Below are 15,707 nucleotides of genomic sequence, written 5' to 3'. Positions count from 1 at the left end.
ACGCGCCATTTTATTAGGCATTTGTGCTGAAGAGGGAAAATTACAGTAAAACTATCATTGCAGAAAATAATATGAGTCGTTTTATGTGTTTATTATATATATTGTACCTGTCGTTGGCACAGCGGGACATTGCGCTACTGTGCCAACGTTTTACTCATGGGGCTTTAGCACAGAACTGTGGCAAAAAACGTTGATGCGCCAATATTGCTGCACCCTGAGCGCCATTAAAGTCAGAAGATGAGGCGGCAATAAAGCGCACGACCTGATGCGGCAGTGGACGGCGCAGGTTCTTTTGGGTCATGGCAACGAGAGTCTCGCGTGGGAAGGCGGGCATATCCATCACGCCACCGCCCAGGATCACCGCATCGGGATCGAACAGATTAATGCTGGTGGCAATGGCCCGTGCCGCGTTTTCAAGCAGACTCTGGACGAAAGGGGCGTTTTCCGCATGGACGAAAAGATCGCGCAATGGGTAATTTCGGGGCTGTTGTTCGTACCAGCGTCTTAGCGCCATTCCAGAGCAATTGGTTTCCAGGCACCCAGGATTGCCACACGCGCAGTGTTGGGTCATATCTCCCAGGGGGATATGACCCAGTTCGCCTGCCACACCGTGTGCACCCGTCCACGGCGCACCGTTCATCCACACTGCGAACCCCATCCCCGTACCGAGATAGGCCGCCAGAACCAGTTGTTGCGTAAGGCGGTTTTCTACTACGTCCCAGGAGAGTTGCAGGTTAACGTCGCGGGAAAACTCAACCGGACAATTCAGCGTATTTTCGAGCTTATCGGCGAGATCATATAAATCCGCCGCTGTTAACGGCAGGTTAGGCGTAGAAATAATGGTGCGTTTATCTTTACTGACCAGCGCCGGAAATCCCATCACCAGACCATGACAGCGAGCGTTAAAGCGCCTGAGTTGCTCGTCAATCATTTCGCCGATACCCGACACCAGGCCGGGAGCAATGACTTCTGCGGTCCGCTTTTTTTCGCAGTGTAGCGTTTCACCTTCTGCTGTCCGCAGACAAAAGCGGATATGCGTTGCCCCCATATCCACGCCCGCTACGACGTTATGCTGTTTTTGCATGAGGCTGTACCTCGCTTTTTGCAGCCAGAATCTGCGCGGTCATAATTCTCCATGCTTCGTCGATATTTTCCGCATGATTAAACAGGCCGGAAGTGCCGACGATAAAGACATCCGCCCCTGCCGCCATCAGTTTTTCGTAAGTTGCCTGGTTGCAGGAACCGTCCACCTCAATTTCGTACTCCAGACCTTCTCGTTCACGCCATGCCTTCAGTTCGGCAAGTTTATCCAGCATTTCAGGAATGAACGGTTGTCCGGCAAAGCCGGGATCGACAGTCATGACCGTAATTTTATCGGCCTTATGGATATAGTATTTCATGGCCTCAACTGGCGTCTCCGGGTTAAGGATCAGCCCCACTTTCATGTCATGACGGCGGATTTCATCAATCAGGCGGAACGCCTGGCCGTTGATGGTTTCCGGATGCAGAGTGATGAAATCTGCTCCCGCACGCGCCAGTTGAGCAATGTAATCCTGCGGCCGCGTCACCATCAGATGACAGTCGAGCGGTTTAGTTGCCAGTTTTTTAACCTGACTTACGAAGAACGGTGAGAGTGTCAGATTGGGGACAAAGTGACCGTCCATGATATCGATGTGGAAGTAATCGGCATGGCTGTCGATAAATTCGATCTGTTCTTTAAATTTCAGCAGATCCATACACATTAACGAGGGGGAGATTTTCATGTTCAATTCCTTACTTACTGATAAGACGGTCAAGGGCGACAGCCGCGATAATTAATCCGCCCATCACCACCAGTTGGTAATAGGTTTGTACCTGCAAAATATTCAGACCGTTGTTGATGGTGCCGATGATCAACCCGCCAATCACCACAGAGAAAATGCGCCCCTTGCCGCCGAAGAAACTGGTGCCGCCAATGATGGCGCTGGCAATGGCATAGGTTTCAAAACCCATACCGGCAAGCGGTTCTGCGGCACCGAGTCGTGCAGTTGAGACGACGCCTGCCAGACCTGCACAAACACCGGAGATGATAAACACCACCAGGATGTGGAATTTCACGTCAATCCCGGAATAGAACGCCGAATTTTTGTTGCCGCCCAGTGCGTAGATGTTGCGCCCGAGCCGCATACGCGTTGTCAGAAACCAAAGGATGAGCGCGACAATTAGCGAGAAGATAACGGGGACAGGTATCCCAATTACGCTGGCGGCAAAGAAGTTCACGAAGTCAAATGAGAAGCCGTATACCGAGTTGGCATCGGAGATCACCAGCGTGATCCCACGGAAAATCGCGTTGGTGCCAAGGGTGATGATGAACGGGTGTAGCCCCGTCCAGTTGACCAGGCAGCCGTTGATCGCCCCCAGTGCGCCGCCAACCAGTACACCGCCAATCATCGCTGCGAGAAACGGGTCAACACCTGCCAACATCAGTTTGGCGGTCACCATACCGGAAAGCGCCAGAATCGCGCCAACCGAGAGGTCGATACCAGCGACCAGGATAGCGAAAAACTCGCCCATGCCGATCAATACCGTCACGAAGCTTTGAACAAAAATCTGGGTAATATTATTGGTGGTCAGAAAATATTCTGGTGACAGCGAACCAAAGATGGCGACGATGATCGCCAGGATAAAAAAGGTGCCGTATTTATCCCAGAACAGCGCAAAGTTGAACGGTTTCTTCTCGCTCGCTTCGCTTTTTACTCTTGTGGTAAAGCCCATGCCATAATCTCCTCTTCGCTCATGTCATCGCGATTCGTCAGGATTTGCGTCAGTCGTCCTTCGCAGAACACGGCGATGCGGTCGCAGACGGTGATAATTTCAGGTAGTTCAGATGACACCATCAGGATGACTTTTCCGTCGTCCGCCAGTTGGCGCATCACTTTGTAAATTTCGGCTTTCGCGCCAACGTCGATGCCGCGGGTAGGTTCATCGAAAATAATCACTTCCGGGCAACAGCACAGCCATTTGGAGATCAGGACTTTCTGCTGATTTCCCCCGGAGAGTTCGGTGATATTCTGGTTTACCGAATGACATTTCAGCGCCAGCAGTTCGCGTTGATTTTCAGCGGTACGTTGCTCGTCAACTTCATGAAACAAGCCCATCGCGCCTTTATAGCCGCCGTCTTTCAGACTGCGGCTGATCGCCATGTTCTGAGCGATGGAAAAGTTGGGGAAAAAACCGTTATCCCGGCGGCTTTCAGTGATGTAAGCCATCCCTTTTTTCACGGCATCCAGGGGTGAACGTGGAGAGATATCTTTGCCATTAAGACGGATTTCTCCGCCAGCGCGTTTATCCACGCCAAACAGACAATTCATCAGTTCAGTACGTCCGGAACCGACCAGTCCGGCAAAGCCTAATATTTCTCCCCGGCAGACGCTAAATGAGATATCCCGGACCTTTTTTCTGTCACGACTGGTGACGTTCCGCACCTCAAAAACCGTTTCGTGCGCAAGGTTGCTGACATTCTCCTTCATCGCGTTAAAACGGTTTTGCAGTTCGCGGCCTACCATCAGACGGACGATATCGTCATTTGACACATCGCTTACTATGCCGCTGCAAACGCTGCTGCCGTCTTTCATCACCGTATAGCGGTCGCAAATACGGCGAATTTCCGCCAACTTATGCGAGATATAGACGATGGCCGTACCCTCTTTACGCAACTGATTCATGATCAGAAACAGATAGTCCACCTCTTTATTGGTGAGTGAGGAGGTGGGTTCATCCATGATGATGACTTTGGCATCGAGCATCAGCGTTTTGGCAATTTCTAGCATCTGCTTGTGGCTGATAGATAAATTCGCCACTTTCTCATCTAGATCAACTTTCAAGCCCACGCGTAATAACATCATGGCGGCGCGGACACGCATTTCTCGCCAGTCGATAATATTGACGCCACAGATTTTTTTCGTCAGATGACGACCAATATATAAATTTTCCAGTACGGTTAATTCATCAATAACGCTGAGTTCCTGATAAATAATCCCGATACCGAGTTGTGCCGCTAATTTATGATCCAGCTTGTTATAGCTAATGTTATTAATGGTAATGGTGCCTTTGGTCGGCTCATGTATTCCGGATAAAACTTTCATTAGCGTGGATTTACCCGCGCCATTTTCTCCTAGTAATGCATGTATTTCACCAGGATAAACCGTTAAATTAACCGACTTTAATGCGTGAACCGGACCAAAGGACTTGCCGATCCCCGCCATCGATATATATGGCGTGGCCATAAATAACCTCTCTGCACGAAATATCGTATTATTGCCTGATGGCTACATTTATCAGGTCTACGTTCAGGTTATTTTTTTGGCCGGATAAGACACTTCATTAGCATCATCATCCGGCATCATTCAGTTTTATTGAGTGACCAGGATTGAATCGACCAGTTTAAATTCCGGTGCTTTATCCAGCGGGATAACCTTGCCGGATTTCTCAGCGTCAACCATCAGCTTCAGACCCGTTGCGCCGATATCCGCCGGGTTCTGGGCAACCGTCGCGGTCATTTGTCCGGCTTCCACCATTTTGCGGGCTTCCGGAATGCCATCTGTACCGACGACCAGCACTTTTCCCGTTTTTCCGGCGTTTGCGACTGCCTGAGCAACACCCATTGCCATCGTGTCATTCGCGCAATAGATCGCTTTAATATTCGGATTACGTTGCAACACGTTAGTGGCGACATCCAGTGCTTTAATGCGGTCCCAGTCGGCAGGCTGGCTGGCGACAAGCTTGATCTGGCTTGCTTTTTTGAAGGCTTCGGTGGCACCATTACGACGCGCTTCACCGGAGGCGTTACCGGCTTTACCCTCAATGATTGCGACTTCACCACCTTCAGCGCCCAATTTGTCAATAATGAACGACGCGCCTTTCGCCCCGACAGCAACGTTATCGGTGGTGACAAAAGCTTCCACATTGCCGCCAGCTTTTTTCAGATTATCCATGTCGATTTTTTCATCGAGATTAACCAGATAAATGCCTTTTTTCCATGCGCGGGCGACAGGCATGACCAGATTCACTGAGGATAATGGAGCGAAGGCGATACCTTTGTAATTTTTATTACTGAGATCTTCAAATAACTGCAATTGAGATTGAAAATCGCCTTCTGAAGGAGAGGCAAAAATATCAACGCTGACGCCCAGTGTTTTTGCTTCATCTTCAATGCCTTTTTTCATATCTACCCAAAATGGGTTGGAGAGGGTTTTCAATACGACAGCATATTCGGCGGCAGCAAAAGCGCTGGTTGACAACATTAAGCCCACGAGTGTGCCGCTGAAATATTTCAGATATTTATTCATAATAATGTTCTCACGGTAAGGGGACAGGTAACTCCGCGATGGCGGAATTACCTTTTTCTTATTTCAGCGCGCCTGGTGAGAAGAAATCAACAATTGCGCCGGTTTTTTGCATATTAATATTAGCTTGTTCAATGTTGAGCTGGGCGACAGAGACAAAAAAAGCGTCCAGCAAAGTTAGTTGTAATATTCTTGCCGAGGCATTACGACCTAATAACGGCGTTTCCGGGGCTGGTGAGCAAATAATATAATCGGCCAGTTTCGCTATCGGTGAATGGTAGCTATGGGTTATACAAATAATCTTTGCCCCGTTCTTTTTTGCCAGTTCTACGGCCGCTTTTACATCACTGGTTCGCCCGGAATGGGTCACTACCAGCACAACATCTCCTTCCTGTAACAACGAAGCGGACATCATCATGATGTGAGCATCAGGATAGGCCTGACAGCGTACGCCAATGCGCAAGAACTTGTGCTGTACATCAGCACAGATAGCATTTGATCCTCCGGCACCGTACAAATCCCGCTGTCTGGCCTGATAGAAAAAGCGGGCGGCACGGTGGATCTCATCAACGTTGACGATCGACTGACCTTCCATAATGGTGCGTAAAGTGATGTTAAATACCTTATTCACCACATCCTGCGGCGCTTCATCAAAAGCCAACTCGGAAGGCAATACCTGTTCTGACTGAGAAAAATAATCTTCCAGCGCACTGCGTAAGTTACGAAAGCCGCTAAACCCCAGCAGCTTTGATACCTTAACTATCATCGCTTCAGATACCGCCAGAGCTTCTGCGACATCTTTAATTGCGGGTGCACAACTCAGGTTACCGGGTTTGAGTAACCACTCCACGATGCGGCTTTCATTTTCTGTCATTCCTTCCTGCTTCATTCGCAGGTAAGGCGCTAACCCTATACCGTTCGGAAGCGCTGAATCAAACTCTGACTGGCTCATCACGTTCTCTTGTCCTTGAATTGAAGACGCCACTATATCACCACAGCAAGAACAGAAAAGATGCTGGCGACTTCACAAAAAAATAAAATTTATAAAGTTTATTTTATTGTGAACAATGGCGAGTGGCTTAAAATTTTATTTCATTTAATTAGTTTAAAAACATGATGTTATTTGTTTTTCTGGTTTTTTAGATGATAGATGTTGCTGGATGGTGAGTGTCTTTAACGCTATTGCGCTGTCAGATGTAACTCTGTAAAACAGATCAGGAAGGCGTAATTCATCGATTTTGGGTGTTTTTAATTCATTAACATCACAAATGTTTTTTGATTGTGAAGTTTTGCACGGACGGGGAAGATGAATGAAAAAGATTGCATTTGGCTGTGATCATGTCGGTTTCATTTTAAAACATGAAATAGTGGCACATTTAGTTGAGCGTGGCGTTGAAGTGATTGATAAAGGAACCTGGTCGTCAGAGCGTACTGATTATCCACATTACGCCAGCCAAGTCGCACTGGCTGTTGCTGGCGGAGAGGTTGATGGCGGGATTTTGATTTGTGGTACTGGCGTCGGTATTTCGATAGCGGCGAACAAGTTTGCCGGAATTCGCGCGGTCGTCTGTAGCGAACCTTATTCCGCGCAACTTTCGCGGCAGCATAACGACACCAACGTGCTGGCTTTTGGTTCACGAGTGGTTGGCCTCGAACTGGCAAAAATGATTGTGGATGCGTGGCTGGGCGCACAGTACGAAGGCGGTCGTCATCAACAACGCGTGGAGGCGATTACGGCAATAGAGCAGCGGAGAAATTGAGATTCATCCACTACTTGCATGGATGAGTAATGATTAATGTGGATAGAGTTTCTTTTTGAGGTTGGCTAATGAAACGCTTTCCGCTATTTCTTTTATTCACCCTGCTCACGCTGTCCACCGTTCCGGCCCAGGCCGATATTATCGACGACACCATTGGCAATATTCAGCAGGCGATTAATGACGCTTATAACCCTGACCGTGGGCGAGACTATGAAGATTCGCGCGACGACGGCTGGCAGCGTGAAGTGAGCGACGATCGGCGCAGACAATATGACGACCGCCGCCGCCAGTTTGAAGATCGCCGCAGGCAGCTGGACGATCGCCAGCGCCAGCTTGATCAGGAGCGTCGGCAACTGGAGGATGAAGAGCGGAGAATGGAAGATGAGTATGGGCGATGAGGTTGGGTATGGAGCAGGCATCGCCCCTCACCCCAATGGGGAGAGGGAGAAAACGAGCGCAATATTCAATATCGAGCACAATCGGTCCCCTCGCCCCTCTGGGGAGAGGGTTAGGGTGAGGGGGCCAGCGCGCACATTCCCTCTCATCACGCCACCCCAATCTCCATCCCATCAAACCCCACCTCAAACCCTGACGGTAGTGCGTTTTCCATCAGCCACGCATCAAACTGGTGGCTGATATGGGTCAGAATCACCCGTGGCGAGCGGATAACCTGATTCAGCGCAAGCACGGTATTTAAATCACAGTGATTACGCGGTGCATCCGCGCGCGGCGGGTGACTGCAATCCATCACCATTACCTGCGGCTGATTATTGCGTAAAAATTTCAGCGTTTTTTCCGGCAAGCCTGCGGTGTCAGACAGCCACGCCACCCGGCTGTGTGCCGTTTCCAGCAGATAACCGAAGGTCAGTTTTGAGTGGTTGAGCGGCAGGGGCGTGACCTGTAACCCCTGCAAATCAAACACCACAAACGGTTCCACCGTGTGGCTGAAATCAAGCAGGCCCGGATGTTTAAACAGATCGTCGCAGCCCTGTTCATCCGGCGGGCCGTAAACCGGGATCGGATCGCCAACGCCCCAGCGCAGCGGAAACAGCCCCTGGACGTGATCCATATGATAATGCGTCAGCAAAAACTGCTGGAACGATCCGGGCGACCAGCGATCGGCGAGATCGTGCAGCCCGGCGTCGATCAGGGTGATTGCGTCGTTAAACTTCACTACGCCGCTGCACGGTTGGCGGCGATACTGCGGCGAGCGCCGCGCTCTGGCGCAGGCCGCGCACTCGCAGCCCCATGCCGGAACGCCCTGTGCGCCGCCGGTGCCGGTGAGCGTGAGGGTCAGGCTCATGTTACAGCGCCTTGGTGAAGCGGAAGTGGCTCTGCTCGTAGCCTTCACGCAGGTAAAAACGGTGCGCGTCGTGGCGCTTCACGTTGGTGGAAAGTTCGGTCATTTCGGCCCCGGCCTGGCGGGCTTCTTCTTCTGCCCACGCCAGTAACTTACTGCCAACGTTCAGACCGCGCGCCTGCGGCATCACCACCAGTTCCTGAATTTCGCCGATCCAGTTGACATGATGCAGATGAAACTGCAAATGCAGGCCGATCATGCCGACAACTTCGCCATCAAGCAGCGCCAGATGGTAGCGCATGTTTGGGTCGCGCAGATTGGCGTTAAAACCCACGCGAAACGCGTGGTGGTCAAACTCCGCCTGTTTTAGCTCGCAAATCAACGCGTAAACCGCGTCGGTGTCGTACTGCGTGGCCGGGCGAAGCTCACAAGCAGGCATGGTGTTTCTCCTTCTGATGGATTAGCGTCAGCAGCGTGTCGACCGACTGGCGCAGGCTGCCGTCATTATTGAGCGTATGGCAATCCTGTGGAGTATAGCGGGCGGCGCGCGCCAGCCGGGCGTTAATTTCACTGGCGTTTTCGCGGCCACGGTTTTCCAGGCGCTGGCGCAGGATCTCTGGCGAAACCTGTAAGCAAATGGGCAGCAGCGCCGATTGATAGCGCGCCCGCGCCTGCGGCAGATGGGCGCGTGAGCCGTTGACCAGCACGTCGAATCCAGCGTGCAGCCAGAGGTCAATCTCGACGCCGACGCCATAATACAGACCGTTAGCGTGCCAGCTTAAGGCCAGCAGATTTTGCCCCGCGCGGGTAAAAAACTCCTGCTCGCTCAGGGCGATATGGTTTTCGCTTCCAGCGCTGGCGTCGCGCGTGATGTAGCGATGCGCCACCAGTAGCTGAGTTTGTTCCCGCAGGCGGAGTTCCGCCAGCAGGCTATCTTTCCCGGAGCCGGACGGCCCCATTAACCAAATCAGTTTTCCCATCATCAGAACACCCTTTTACCCTGACGCCAGACGTGGTCGATATGAATGTGGTTGCCCTTGCGATGCGCCAGCACCAGGTCGGCGCGTTTACCCTCGCCAATCACCCCGCGATCCTGGAGATTAAGCGCTTGCGCCGGATTTTTGGTCACCAGCTTCACCGCCTGCGGCAGCGTAAAGCGGTTGCTCTCGTCATCGGCGACGCGGAACGCCGCATCCAGCAGGCTGGCGGGGTAGTAGTCGGAAGAGAGGATATCCAGCAGGCCAAGCTGCGCCAGTTCACTGGCCGCCACGTTGCCGGAGTGCGAACCGCCACGCACGATATTTGGCGCGCCCATCAGCACGTTCATGCCATGCTTGCGCGAGGCTTCCGCCGCTTCGAACGTGGTGGGAAATTCGGCGATCACGCTGCCAAGCTGGTGTGATTCGGCAACGTGGGCGTGGGTGGCGTCATCGTGGCTGGCGAGGGCAATTTGTCGCGCGCGGCACATTGCGGCGATGGATTCGCGATTTGGTTGCGACCAGCGTGCGGCAAGCGCCAGCTGTTCCTCTTCGTACTGCTGCATCTGCGCATCGGTGAGGGAGTATTTGCCCTGATAATATTCGCGATACTTCTCGCGGTTAGCGAACTGGCGCTGGCCCGGCGAGTGGTCCATCAGCGACACCAGCGTCACCGGTTCGCGCTGCACCAGTTTTTCAAACAGCGGCAGCGTGGTGTGATGCGGCAGCTCGCAGCGCAGGTGCAGGCGGTGCTCGGCGCGGTTGACGCCGCGTTTCTGCGTCTCTTCGATGGCGTTGATCATCTTCTCCAGATTCTCCAGCCGATCGCCGCCGTCGCGCACGTCGCCAATTGCCACGGCATCCAGTACGGTGGTGATGCCGCTCGCCACCATCAGCGCGTCGTGGCTGCTCATCGCCGAGTGGGCAGGCCAGTCAACTTTCGGGCGCGGGGTGAAGAATTTATCCAGATTATCGGTATGCAGCTCAATCAGCCCCGGCAGCAGCCAGCCGCCTTCGCCGTCCATCGCCTCCGGCAGGCGGCTCTGGCTTTCGGCAAAGGCGCGGATTTCGCCGTTCTGCACCTCCAGCGAACCGCTTACCACCTCGTTTTCCAGCACCAGCTTAACGTTATTGATAATCATGAAGAGGCTCCCATTGGGTGCAGGCGGTCGGCGACGTCATTACGTACAGCTTCGTCATGGAAGATGCCTACGATGGCTGCGCCACGGGTTTTGGCTTCGCGAATCAGTTCCACCACCGCGGCGCTGTTTTTGGCGTCCAGCGAGGCGGTAGGTTCGTCAAGCAGCAGAATGGGGTAGTCGACGATAAAGCCGCGGGCGATGTTGACGCGCTGCTGTTCGCCACCGGAAAATGTCGATGGTGCCAGGTGCCACAGGCGTTCCGGCACGTTCAGGCGGGTGAGAAGACGCGCGGCTTTAGCGGCGCAGGCTTCACGCGGAACGCCGGTATCGAGCAGCGGCTGCATCACCACTTCCAGTGCTGAGATACGCGGGATGACGCGCAGAAACTGGCTCACCCAGCCGACGGTGGTTTTGCGGATTTCCACCACTTTGCGCGCTGGCGCGGTGACCAGGTCTACCCACTCGTCACCGTGTTTGATCTGGATTTGACCTTCGTCGGGTAGATAGTTGGCGTACAGCGAGCGTAGCAGAGTTGATTTGCCGCTGCCGGAATGGCCGTGGAGCACCACGCATTCGCCCGCGTTGACGGTGAGCGAGGCGCGATTGAGGACGGGCAGGCGCACGCCGTTTTGCTGGTGCAGGATGAAGGTTTTACTGACGTTTTGTACGTTAATCATTTTTCGCCTCGTGGTTCGGGTGTCGGATGCGACGCTGACGCGTCTTATCCGACCTACGGGGAGCGCATTTGTAGGCCGGATAAGGCGTTTACGCCGCATCCGGCACCGGCTCAATTCTGCAAAACCGATGACACCAGCAGCTGTGTATACGGATGATGCGGGTCGTCGAGCACGCGGTCGGTTAACCCACTCTCCACCACTTGCCCCTGCTTCATCACCAGCAAACGGTCCGCCAGCAGGCGGGCGACGCCTAAATCATGGGTGACAATCACCACCGCGAGGTTCAGCTCCACCACCAGGCCGCGCAGCAGGTCGAGCAGGCGGGCCTGCACCGACACATCCAGCCCGCCGGTCGGTTCATCCATAAACACCAGCTTCGGATGCGTCACCAGGTTGCGGGCAATCTGCAAACGCTGCTGCATACCGCCGGAAAAGGTGGTCGGCAGGTCGTCGATCCGGTTGGCGGGAATCTCCACCTCTTCCAGCCACTTCTGCGCGGTGGCGCGAATGTCGCCGTAATGACGCGCCCCGGTCGCCATCAACCGCTCGCCGATATTGCCGCCTGCCGAGACCTGACGGCGCAGGCCGTCGAGTGGATGCTGATGCACTACGCCCCATTCGGTGCGCAGCAGGCGACGGCGGTCGGCCTCGCTCATTGCATACAGCGAACGGTTCTCGTAGTGAATCTCCCCCTGCTGCGGCGTCAGACGCGCGGAGATCGACTTCAGCAGCGTGGTCTTCCCGGAGCCGGATTCTCCGACAATGCCCAGCACTTCTCCCGGCCATAAATCAAAAGAGACATCGCTAAAGCCTTTGCCCGGCGCGTAAAGGTGGGTCAGGTTATTGACCGAAAGTAACGGTTTATTCATTGGCTTTTCGCCTCGCTCTGTTGGCGGCAATAATCGGTATCGGAGCAAACAAACATGCGGTTTCCGGCGTCATCCAGCACCACTTCATCAAGATAGCTGTGGGTCGATCCGCAGATGGCGCATGGCTCATCCCACTGCTGAACGGTGAACGGGTGATCGTCGAAATCGAGACTTTCCACGCGGGTAAACGGCGGCACCGCATAGATGCGCTTCTCGCGCCCTGCGCAGAACAGCTGCAGGGCGGGCATCATGTCCATTTTCGGGTTATCGAATTTCGGGATCGGCGACGGGTCCATCACGTAGCGCCCGTTCACCTTCACCGGATAAGCATAGGTGGTGGCGATATGACCGAAACGGGCGATATCTTCATACAGTTTCACCTGCATCACGCCGTACTCCTCCAGCGCGTGCATAGTGCGGGTCTCCGTTTCGCGCGGCTCGATAAAGCGCAGCGGTTCCGGGATTGGCACCTGGAAGATAATGATCTGATCTTCGGTCAGCGGCGTTTCGGGGATGCGGTGACGCGTCTGGATAAGCGTCGCATCGTCCGTACGTTCAGTGGTGTTTACCCCGGTCACGCGCTTAAAGAAGTTGCGAATCGACACGGCGTTGGTGGTGTCATCCGCACCCTGGTCAATCACCTTCAACACGTCGCTTTCGCCAATCACGCTGGCGGTGAGCTGAATGCCGCCGGTTCCCCAGCCGTAGGGCATCGGCATCTCGCGCCCGCCAAACGGCACCTGATAACCGGGGATAGCCACCGCTTTTAAGATGGCGCGGCGGATCATGCGTTTGGTCTGCTCGTCGAGGTAGGCAAAGTTGTAGCCGCTCAGATTAGCCATGGTTCTGCTCCTGTTGCAGACGTTTGAGTAGCTCCAGTTCGGCCTGGAAATCGACGTAGTGCGGGAGTTTGAGGTGCGAGACAAAGCCTGCGGCTTCGACGTTGTCGGCATGCGCCAGCACGAACTCTTCATCCTGCGCCGGGCCTGTCGCGTGCTCGCCGTATTCCGGGGCTTGCAACGCACGGTCAACCAGCGCCATTGCCATCGCTTTGCGCTCGCTCATGCCGAATACCAGCCCGTAGCCGCGCGTGAAGTGCGGCGGCTCATCCGGCGGGTCGATAAAACCGTTGACCATTTCACACTCGGTCATCAGCAGTTCGCCGACGTTTACCGCAAATCCCAGCTCTTCCGGCACAATCGATACGTCGATATAGCCGCTGCGGATCTCGCCCGCGAACGGGTGGTTGCGCCCGTAACCGCGTTGGGTGGAGTAGGCCAGCGCCAGCAAATAGCCTTCGTCGCCGCGCATCAACTGCTGCAAACGGGAAGAACGTGAGCAGGGGTAAACCGGCGGCGTGCGGGTGATGTCATCCGGCTGTGCGCCGCTATCCTCTTCAAACTTCGCCAGCCCCTGACGCGCCAGCAGGCTGAAAACGTGCGGCGACGGCTGTTGTTCGCTGTCGGCGGTGGTCAGCGTCGGCGCTTCGCCGTTTGCCAGCAGGGTAAAATCGAGCAGGCGATGGGTGTAGTCGTAGGTTGGGCCAAGCAGCTGGCCGCCGGGAATGTCTTTATAAACGGCGGAGATACGGCGTTCGAGACGCATCCCGGTGGTGTCGAGCGGCTCGCTTACCGCCAGCTTCGCCAACGTGGTGCGGTAGGCGCGCAGCAGGAAAATCGCTTCAACGTTATCGCCGCTGGCCTGTTTCAGCGCCAGCGCCGCCAGTTCGCGGTCGGCAATGCCGCCTTCGGTCATCACGCGATCTACCGCGAGGTTAAGCTGCTGTTCAATCTGGGCGACGCTCAGTTCAGGCAAATCGGTATCGCCCCGGCGTCGGCTCTCTTGCAGGGCGTGGGCGGCGTCGATCGCCTTTTCGCCCCCTTTTACGGCAACGTACATCAGCACACCTCCACATGCGTGGTTCGCGGAATAGCCAGCAGGCGTTCGCCGCAGGTCAGGATCAGGTCGATGCCGAGCGGGAACGGGTGCGGGCGCTCGGTGAGTTCGTGCAGAATGCACTCCGGCAGCTGCGGAGCGATCATTCGTTCTTCGGCAATACCCGCGCCGGTGAGACGCAACATGCGCCCGCCGCTCAGGCTGGCGACCTGTAAAATCAGCGTCGCGCCCGCTTCCGGCGCAACGGCGGTGCCGGTGGAAAGGGCGTTGAGCTGTTCGCTGGAAATCGCCTCATCCGTCACCGCGAAGGTCGCCTGTTCCGGCTGGCTGACCAGCGGCGCGTTGGTATGAAAACGCAGGCTCTGGTTGACGATATCGTTATTTAATGGGGTAGAAAGCCACACCGGCGTGTCGTTATCGGCCAGCGTCAGCAGCACGCTGGTGGTGGCGATATTCAGCGGTTGCCAGCCGCGTTTGAGCTGATGCAGGGCGACAATCACGCCCGGCTCGCTCATGGCCTTTAACAGGCGACGAAAACTGTGCTGGGCATCCTGCACGGGAAGCATAAAAGCGGTTTCCAGGGTCATGCGTTGTCTCCGCGAACCATCGTAAAGAAGTCGACCCGGCTGGCGTTCACTTCGGCCTGGCGTGCGGCAATGCGTGCCATACGGTCAGCGTCCAGCGGGGCAATAAGGGTTTCTGATAAGTTTTGAAAGTGGCGAGATTGCTGCATCAGCGCGTCAATCAGCGCGCAGCGTTCGGCGTGCTGTTTATCACGCCCCAGCACCCAGCTGTAGCCGAGCGTGCCGTCAGTCAGGCGCACGGCGGCGCGGGTCAGCGTGGCGTCGCCGGCAAAAAAACGTTCGCCGGTGCCGCCCATCCGCGCCTGAATCTGTACCAGGCCAGTTTCAGCGGCGCGGATCACCTCATAGTCGGCGGTGATGTTTAGCGCGTTCAGGCGTGCTGCCAGTTCAGCCGGTTGGCTGTGCGCCAGCACGGACATCCAGTGCTGGCGGGTCGCGGTATCTGCGTGCATTCAGTGCTCCATAGTGAATTCAATCATGTCGGCGCGCGTCAGGCTGACGGAGTACTCCGCCGGGCTGCTTTCACCGTCACGGTGGTTAAGGGTGCGCACGCACAGCAGCGGCGACATATTCGGGATTTCAAGACGCTGGCACTCTTTGGCCTGGGCGCGGCGGGCGCTGATCCGCGTCTGGCTGCGGCGCAGCGCAATTCCGGTTTGCTCGCGCAGAAAATCGTGCAGCGAGCCGCTGTCGAAGCGTTGCAGCGTCGGCCAGAGGGTGAGGTCCGCGAAGTAGTGGTCGATTAAACAGAGCGCGACGCCGTTGACCCGACGCAGGGTGCGCAGGTGGATGACGTTCTCCCCCTCGGTAATCCCCAGTGCGTCAGCGACGTGGCCGGACGCGGGGCGCAATACCGAAAGCAGTTTTTCGCTGGTGGGATGGCTGCCCTGATCCAGCAGATTCTGGCTAAAACGCGCCTGGGCGTTGAGCGGGTAATCGAACGGGCGCATCAGCACCAGCACGCCGACGCCCTGACGGCGCTGTACCCAGCCTTTTTCCACCAGTTGGTCGATGGCGCGGCGCAGGGTGTGGCGATTCACCTCAAAGCGCGCTGCCAGTTGCTGCTCGGCGGGAAGATAGTCGCCGCAGCGGTAGTGTTGACGAAGCTCCTGCTCAAGTTTTGCGGCTATCTCTTGATAGCGTGTTGGGTAGCTGGTCGGATGTGTAGACAAGTGCAT

At 55.2% G+C, this 15,707-nt stretch carries 19 protein-coding genes; 2 read left to right on the top strand and 17 right to left on the bottom strand.

Features of this window, described 5'->3' with window-relative positions:
- Positions 1 to 154: 154 nt before the first annotated feature.
- From alsK to ACU8XX_RS22630, 6 genes are all read right to left on the bottom strand, one after another.
- Positions 155 to 1,084 carry an allose kinase gene (alsK, locus tag ACU8XX_RS22655; protein ID WP_001171686.1) on the bottom strand — a complete coding sequence of 310 codons (930 nt, stop codon included), beginning with the start codon at positions 1,082 to 1,084 and terminating at the stop codon, positions 155 to 157.
- Positions 1,068 to 1,763, bottom strand: coding sequence for a D-allulose-6-phosphate 3-epimerase (gene alsE, locus ACU8XX_RS22650; RefSeq protein ID WP_001311314.1), 696 nt, complete (start codon positions 1,761 to 1,763; stop codon positions 1,068 to 1,070). The genes alsK and alsE overlap by 17 nt, the downstream gene beginning before the upstream one ends.
- A gap of 10 nt (positions 1,764 to 1,773) precedes the next feature.
- A complete protein-coding gene (gene alsC, locus ACU8XX_RS22645; protein WP_016241772.1) occupies positions 1,774 to 2,754 on the bottom strand; it encodes a D-allose ABC transporter permease in 981 nt (326 codons plus the stop codon).
- A complete protein-coding gene (gene alsA, locus ACU8XX_RS22640; RefSeq protein ID WP_000235257.1) occupies positions 2,733 to 4,265 on the bottom strand; it encodes a D-allose ABC transporter ATP-binding protein AlsA in 1,533 nt (510 codons plus the stop codon). The genes alsC and alsA overlap by 22 nt, the downstream gene beginning before the upstream one ends.
- Positions 4,266 to 4,391: 126 nt before the next feature.
- Positions 4,392 to 5,327 carry a D-allose transporter substrate-binding protein gene (gene alsB / locus ACU8XX_RS22635; RefSeq protein WP_001046187.1) on the bottom strand — a complete coding sequence of 312 codons (936 nt, stop codon included), beginning with the start codon at positions 5,325 to 5,327 and terminating at the stop codon, positions 4,392 to 4,394.
- A gap of 58 nt (positions 5,328 to 5,385) precedes the next feature.
- Positions 5,386 to 6,276 (bottom strand): MurR/RpiR family transcriptional regulator, encoded by an 891-nt coding sequence (locus tag ACU8XX_RS22630; RefSeq protein WP_000083216.1) that lies wholly within the window; start codon positions 6,274 to 6,276, stop codon positions 5,386 to 5,388.
- Positions 6,277 to 6,634: 358 nt separating this feature from the next.
- On the opposite strand from ACU8XX_RS22630, the gene rpiB reads away from it, so the two are divergent.
- A complete protein-coding gene (rpiB, locus tag ACU8XX_RS22625; protein ID WP_000716794.1) occupies positions 6,635 to 7,084 on the top strand; it encodes a bifunctional allose-6-phosphate isomerase/ribose-5-phosphate isomerase RpiB in 450 nt (149 codons plus the stop codon).
- A 68-nt stretch (positions 7,085 to 7,152) separates the two neighbouring features.
- Positions 7,153 to 7,482, top strand: coding sequence for a DDRRRQL repeat protein YjdP (gene yjdP, locus ACU8XX_RS22620; RefSeq protein WP_000819746.1), 330 nt, complete (start codon positions 7,153 to 7,155; stop codon positions 7,480 to 7,482).
- Between the two features lie 146 nt (positions 7,483 to 7,628).
- Here the strand turns inward: yjdP and phnP are convergent, their stop codons facing one another.
- The 11 genes from phnP to phnF form a co-directional block, all read right to left on the bottom strand.
- The gene (gene phnP, locus ACU8XX_RS22615; protein ID WP_000059908.1) at positions 7,629 to 8,387 is read right to left on the bottom strand and encodes a phosphonate metabolism protein PhnP; all 759 of its coding nucleotides are present in this window, start codon (positions 8,385 to 8,387) and stop codon (positions 7,629 to 7,631) included.
- Between the two features lies 1 nt (position 8,388).
- The gene (gene phnO, locus ACU8XX_RS22610) at positions 8,389 to 8,823 is read right to left on the bottom strand and encodes an aminoalkylphosphonate N-acetyltransferase (protein ID WP_001110490.1); all 435 of its coding nucleotides are present in this window, start codon (positions 8,821 to 8,823) and stop codon (positions 8,389 to 8,391) included.
- Positions 8,810 to 9,367, bottom strand: coding sequence for a ribose 1,5-bisphosphokinase (gene phnN, locus ACU8XX_RS22605; RefSeq protein WP_000971883.1), 558 nt, complete (start codon positions 9,365 to 9,367; stop codon positions 8,810 to 8,812). The genes phnO and phnN overlap by 14 nt, the downstream gene beginning before the upstream one ends.
- Positions 9,367 to 10,503 (bottom strand): alpha-D-ribose 1-methylphosphonate 5-triphosphate diphosphatase, encoded by a 1,137-nt coding sequence (gene phnM, locus ACU8XX_RS22600; protein ID WP_016241774.1) that lies wholly within the window; start codon positions 10,501 to 10,503, stop codon positions 9,367 to 9,369. Before phnM ends, phnN begins: the two co-directional genes overlap by 1 nt.
- Positions 10,500 to 11,180, bottom strand: a complete 681-nt coding sequence (gene phnL, locus ACU8XX_RS22595; protein WP_000611405.1) for a phosphonate C-P lyase system protein PhnL — start codon at positions 11,178 to 11,180, stop codon at positions 10,500 to 10,502. Before phnL ends, phnM begins: the two co-directional genes overlap by 4 nt.
- Positions 11,181 to 11,290: 110 nt before the next feature.
- Entirely contained in the window at positions 11,291 to 12,049 is a 759-nt protein-coding gene (gene phnK, locus ACU8XX_RS22590; RefSeq protein ID WP_001039799.1) for a phosphonate C-P lyase system protein PhnK, read from the bottom strand.
- Entirely contained in the window at positions 12,046 to 12,891 is an 846-nt protein-coding gene (gene phnJ, locus ACU8XX_RS22585; protein ID WP_016241775.1) for an alpha-D-ribose 1-methylphosphonate 5-phosphate C-P-lyase PhnJ, read from the bottom strand. The genes phnK and phnJ overlap by 4 nt, the downstream gene beginning before the upstream one ends.
- Positions 12,884 to 13,948, bottom strand: a complete 1,065-nt coding sequence (gene phnI, locus ACU8XX_RS22580; RefSeq protein ID WP_001300601.1) for an alpha-D-ribose 1-methylphosphonate 5-triphosphate synthase subunit PhnI — start codon at positions 13,946 to 13,948, stop codon at positions 12,884 to 12,886. Before phnI ends, phnJ begins: the two co-directional genes overlap by 8 nt.
- Positions 13,948 to 14,532, bottom strand: coding sequence for a phosphonate C-P lyase system protein PhnH (phnH, locus tag ACU8XX_RS22575; RefSeq protein ID WP_000171628.1), 585 nt, complete (start codon positions 14,530 to 14,532; stop codon positions 13,948 to 13,950). The genes phnI and phnH overlap by 1 nt, the downstream gene beginning before the upstream one ends.
- Positions 14,529 to 14,981 (bottom strand): phosphonate C-P lyase system protein PhnG, encoded by a 453-nt coding sequence (gene phnG, locus ACU8XX_RS22570; protein WP_000542785.1) that lies wholly within the window; start codon positions 14,979 to 14,981, stop codon positions 14,529 to 14,531. The genes phnH and phnG overlap by 4 nt, the downstream gene beginning before the upstream one ends.
- On the bottom strand, positions 14,982 to 15,707 hold the full coding sequence (gene phnF / locus ACU8XX_RS22565; protein ID WP_001295387.1) for a phosphonate metabolism transcriptional regulator PhnF: 726 nt from the start codon (positions 15,705 to 15,707) through the stop codon (positions 14,982 to 14,984).

Source organism: Escherichia sp. MAL-1 (genome assembly GCF_052948035.1).
Note: the sequence above shows the minus strand (reverse complement) of the source record. Positions and strands in the feature narration are given on the sequence as shown.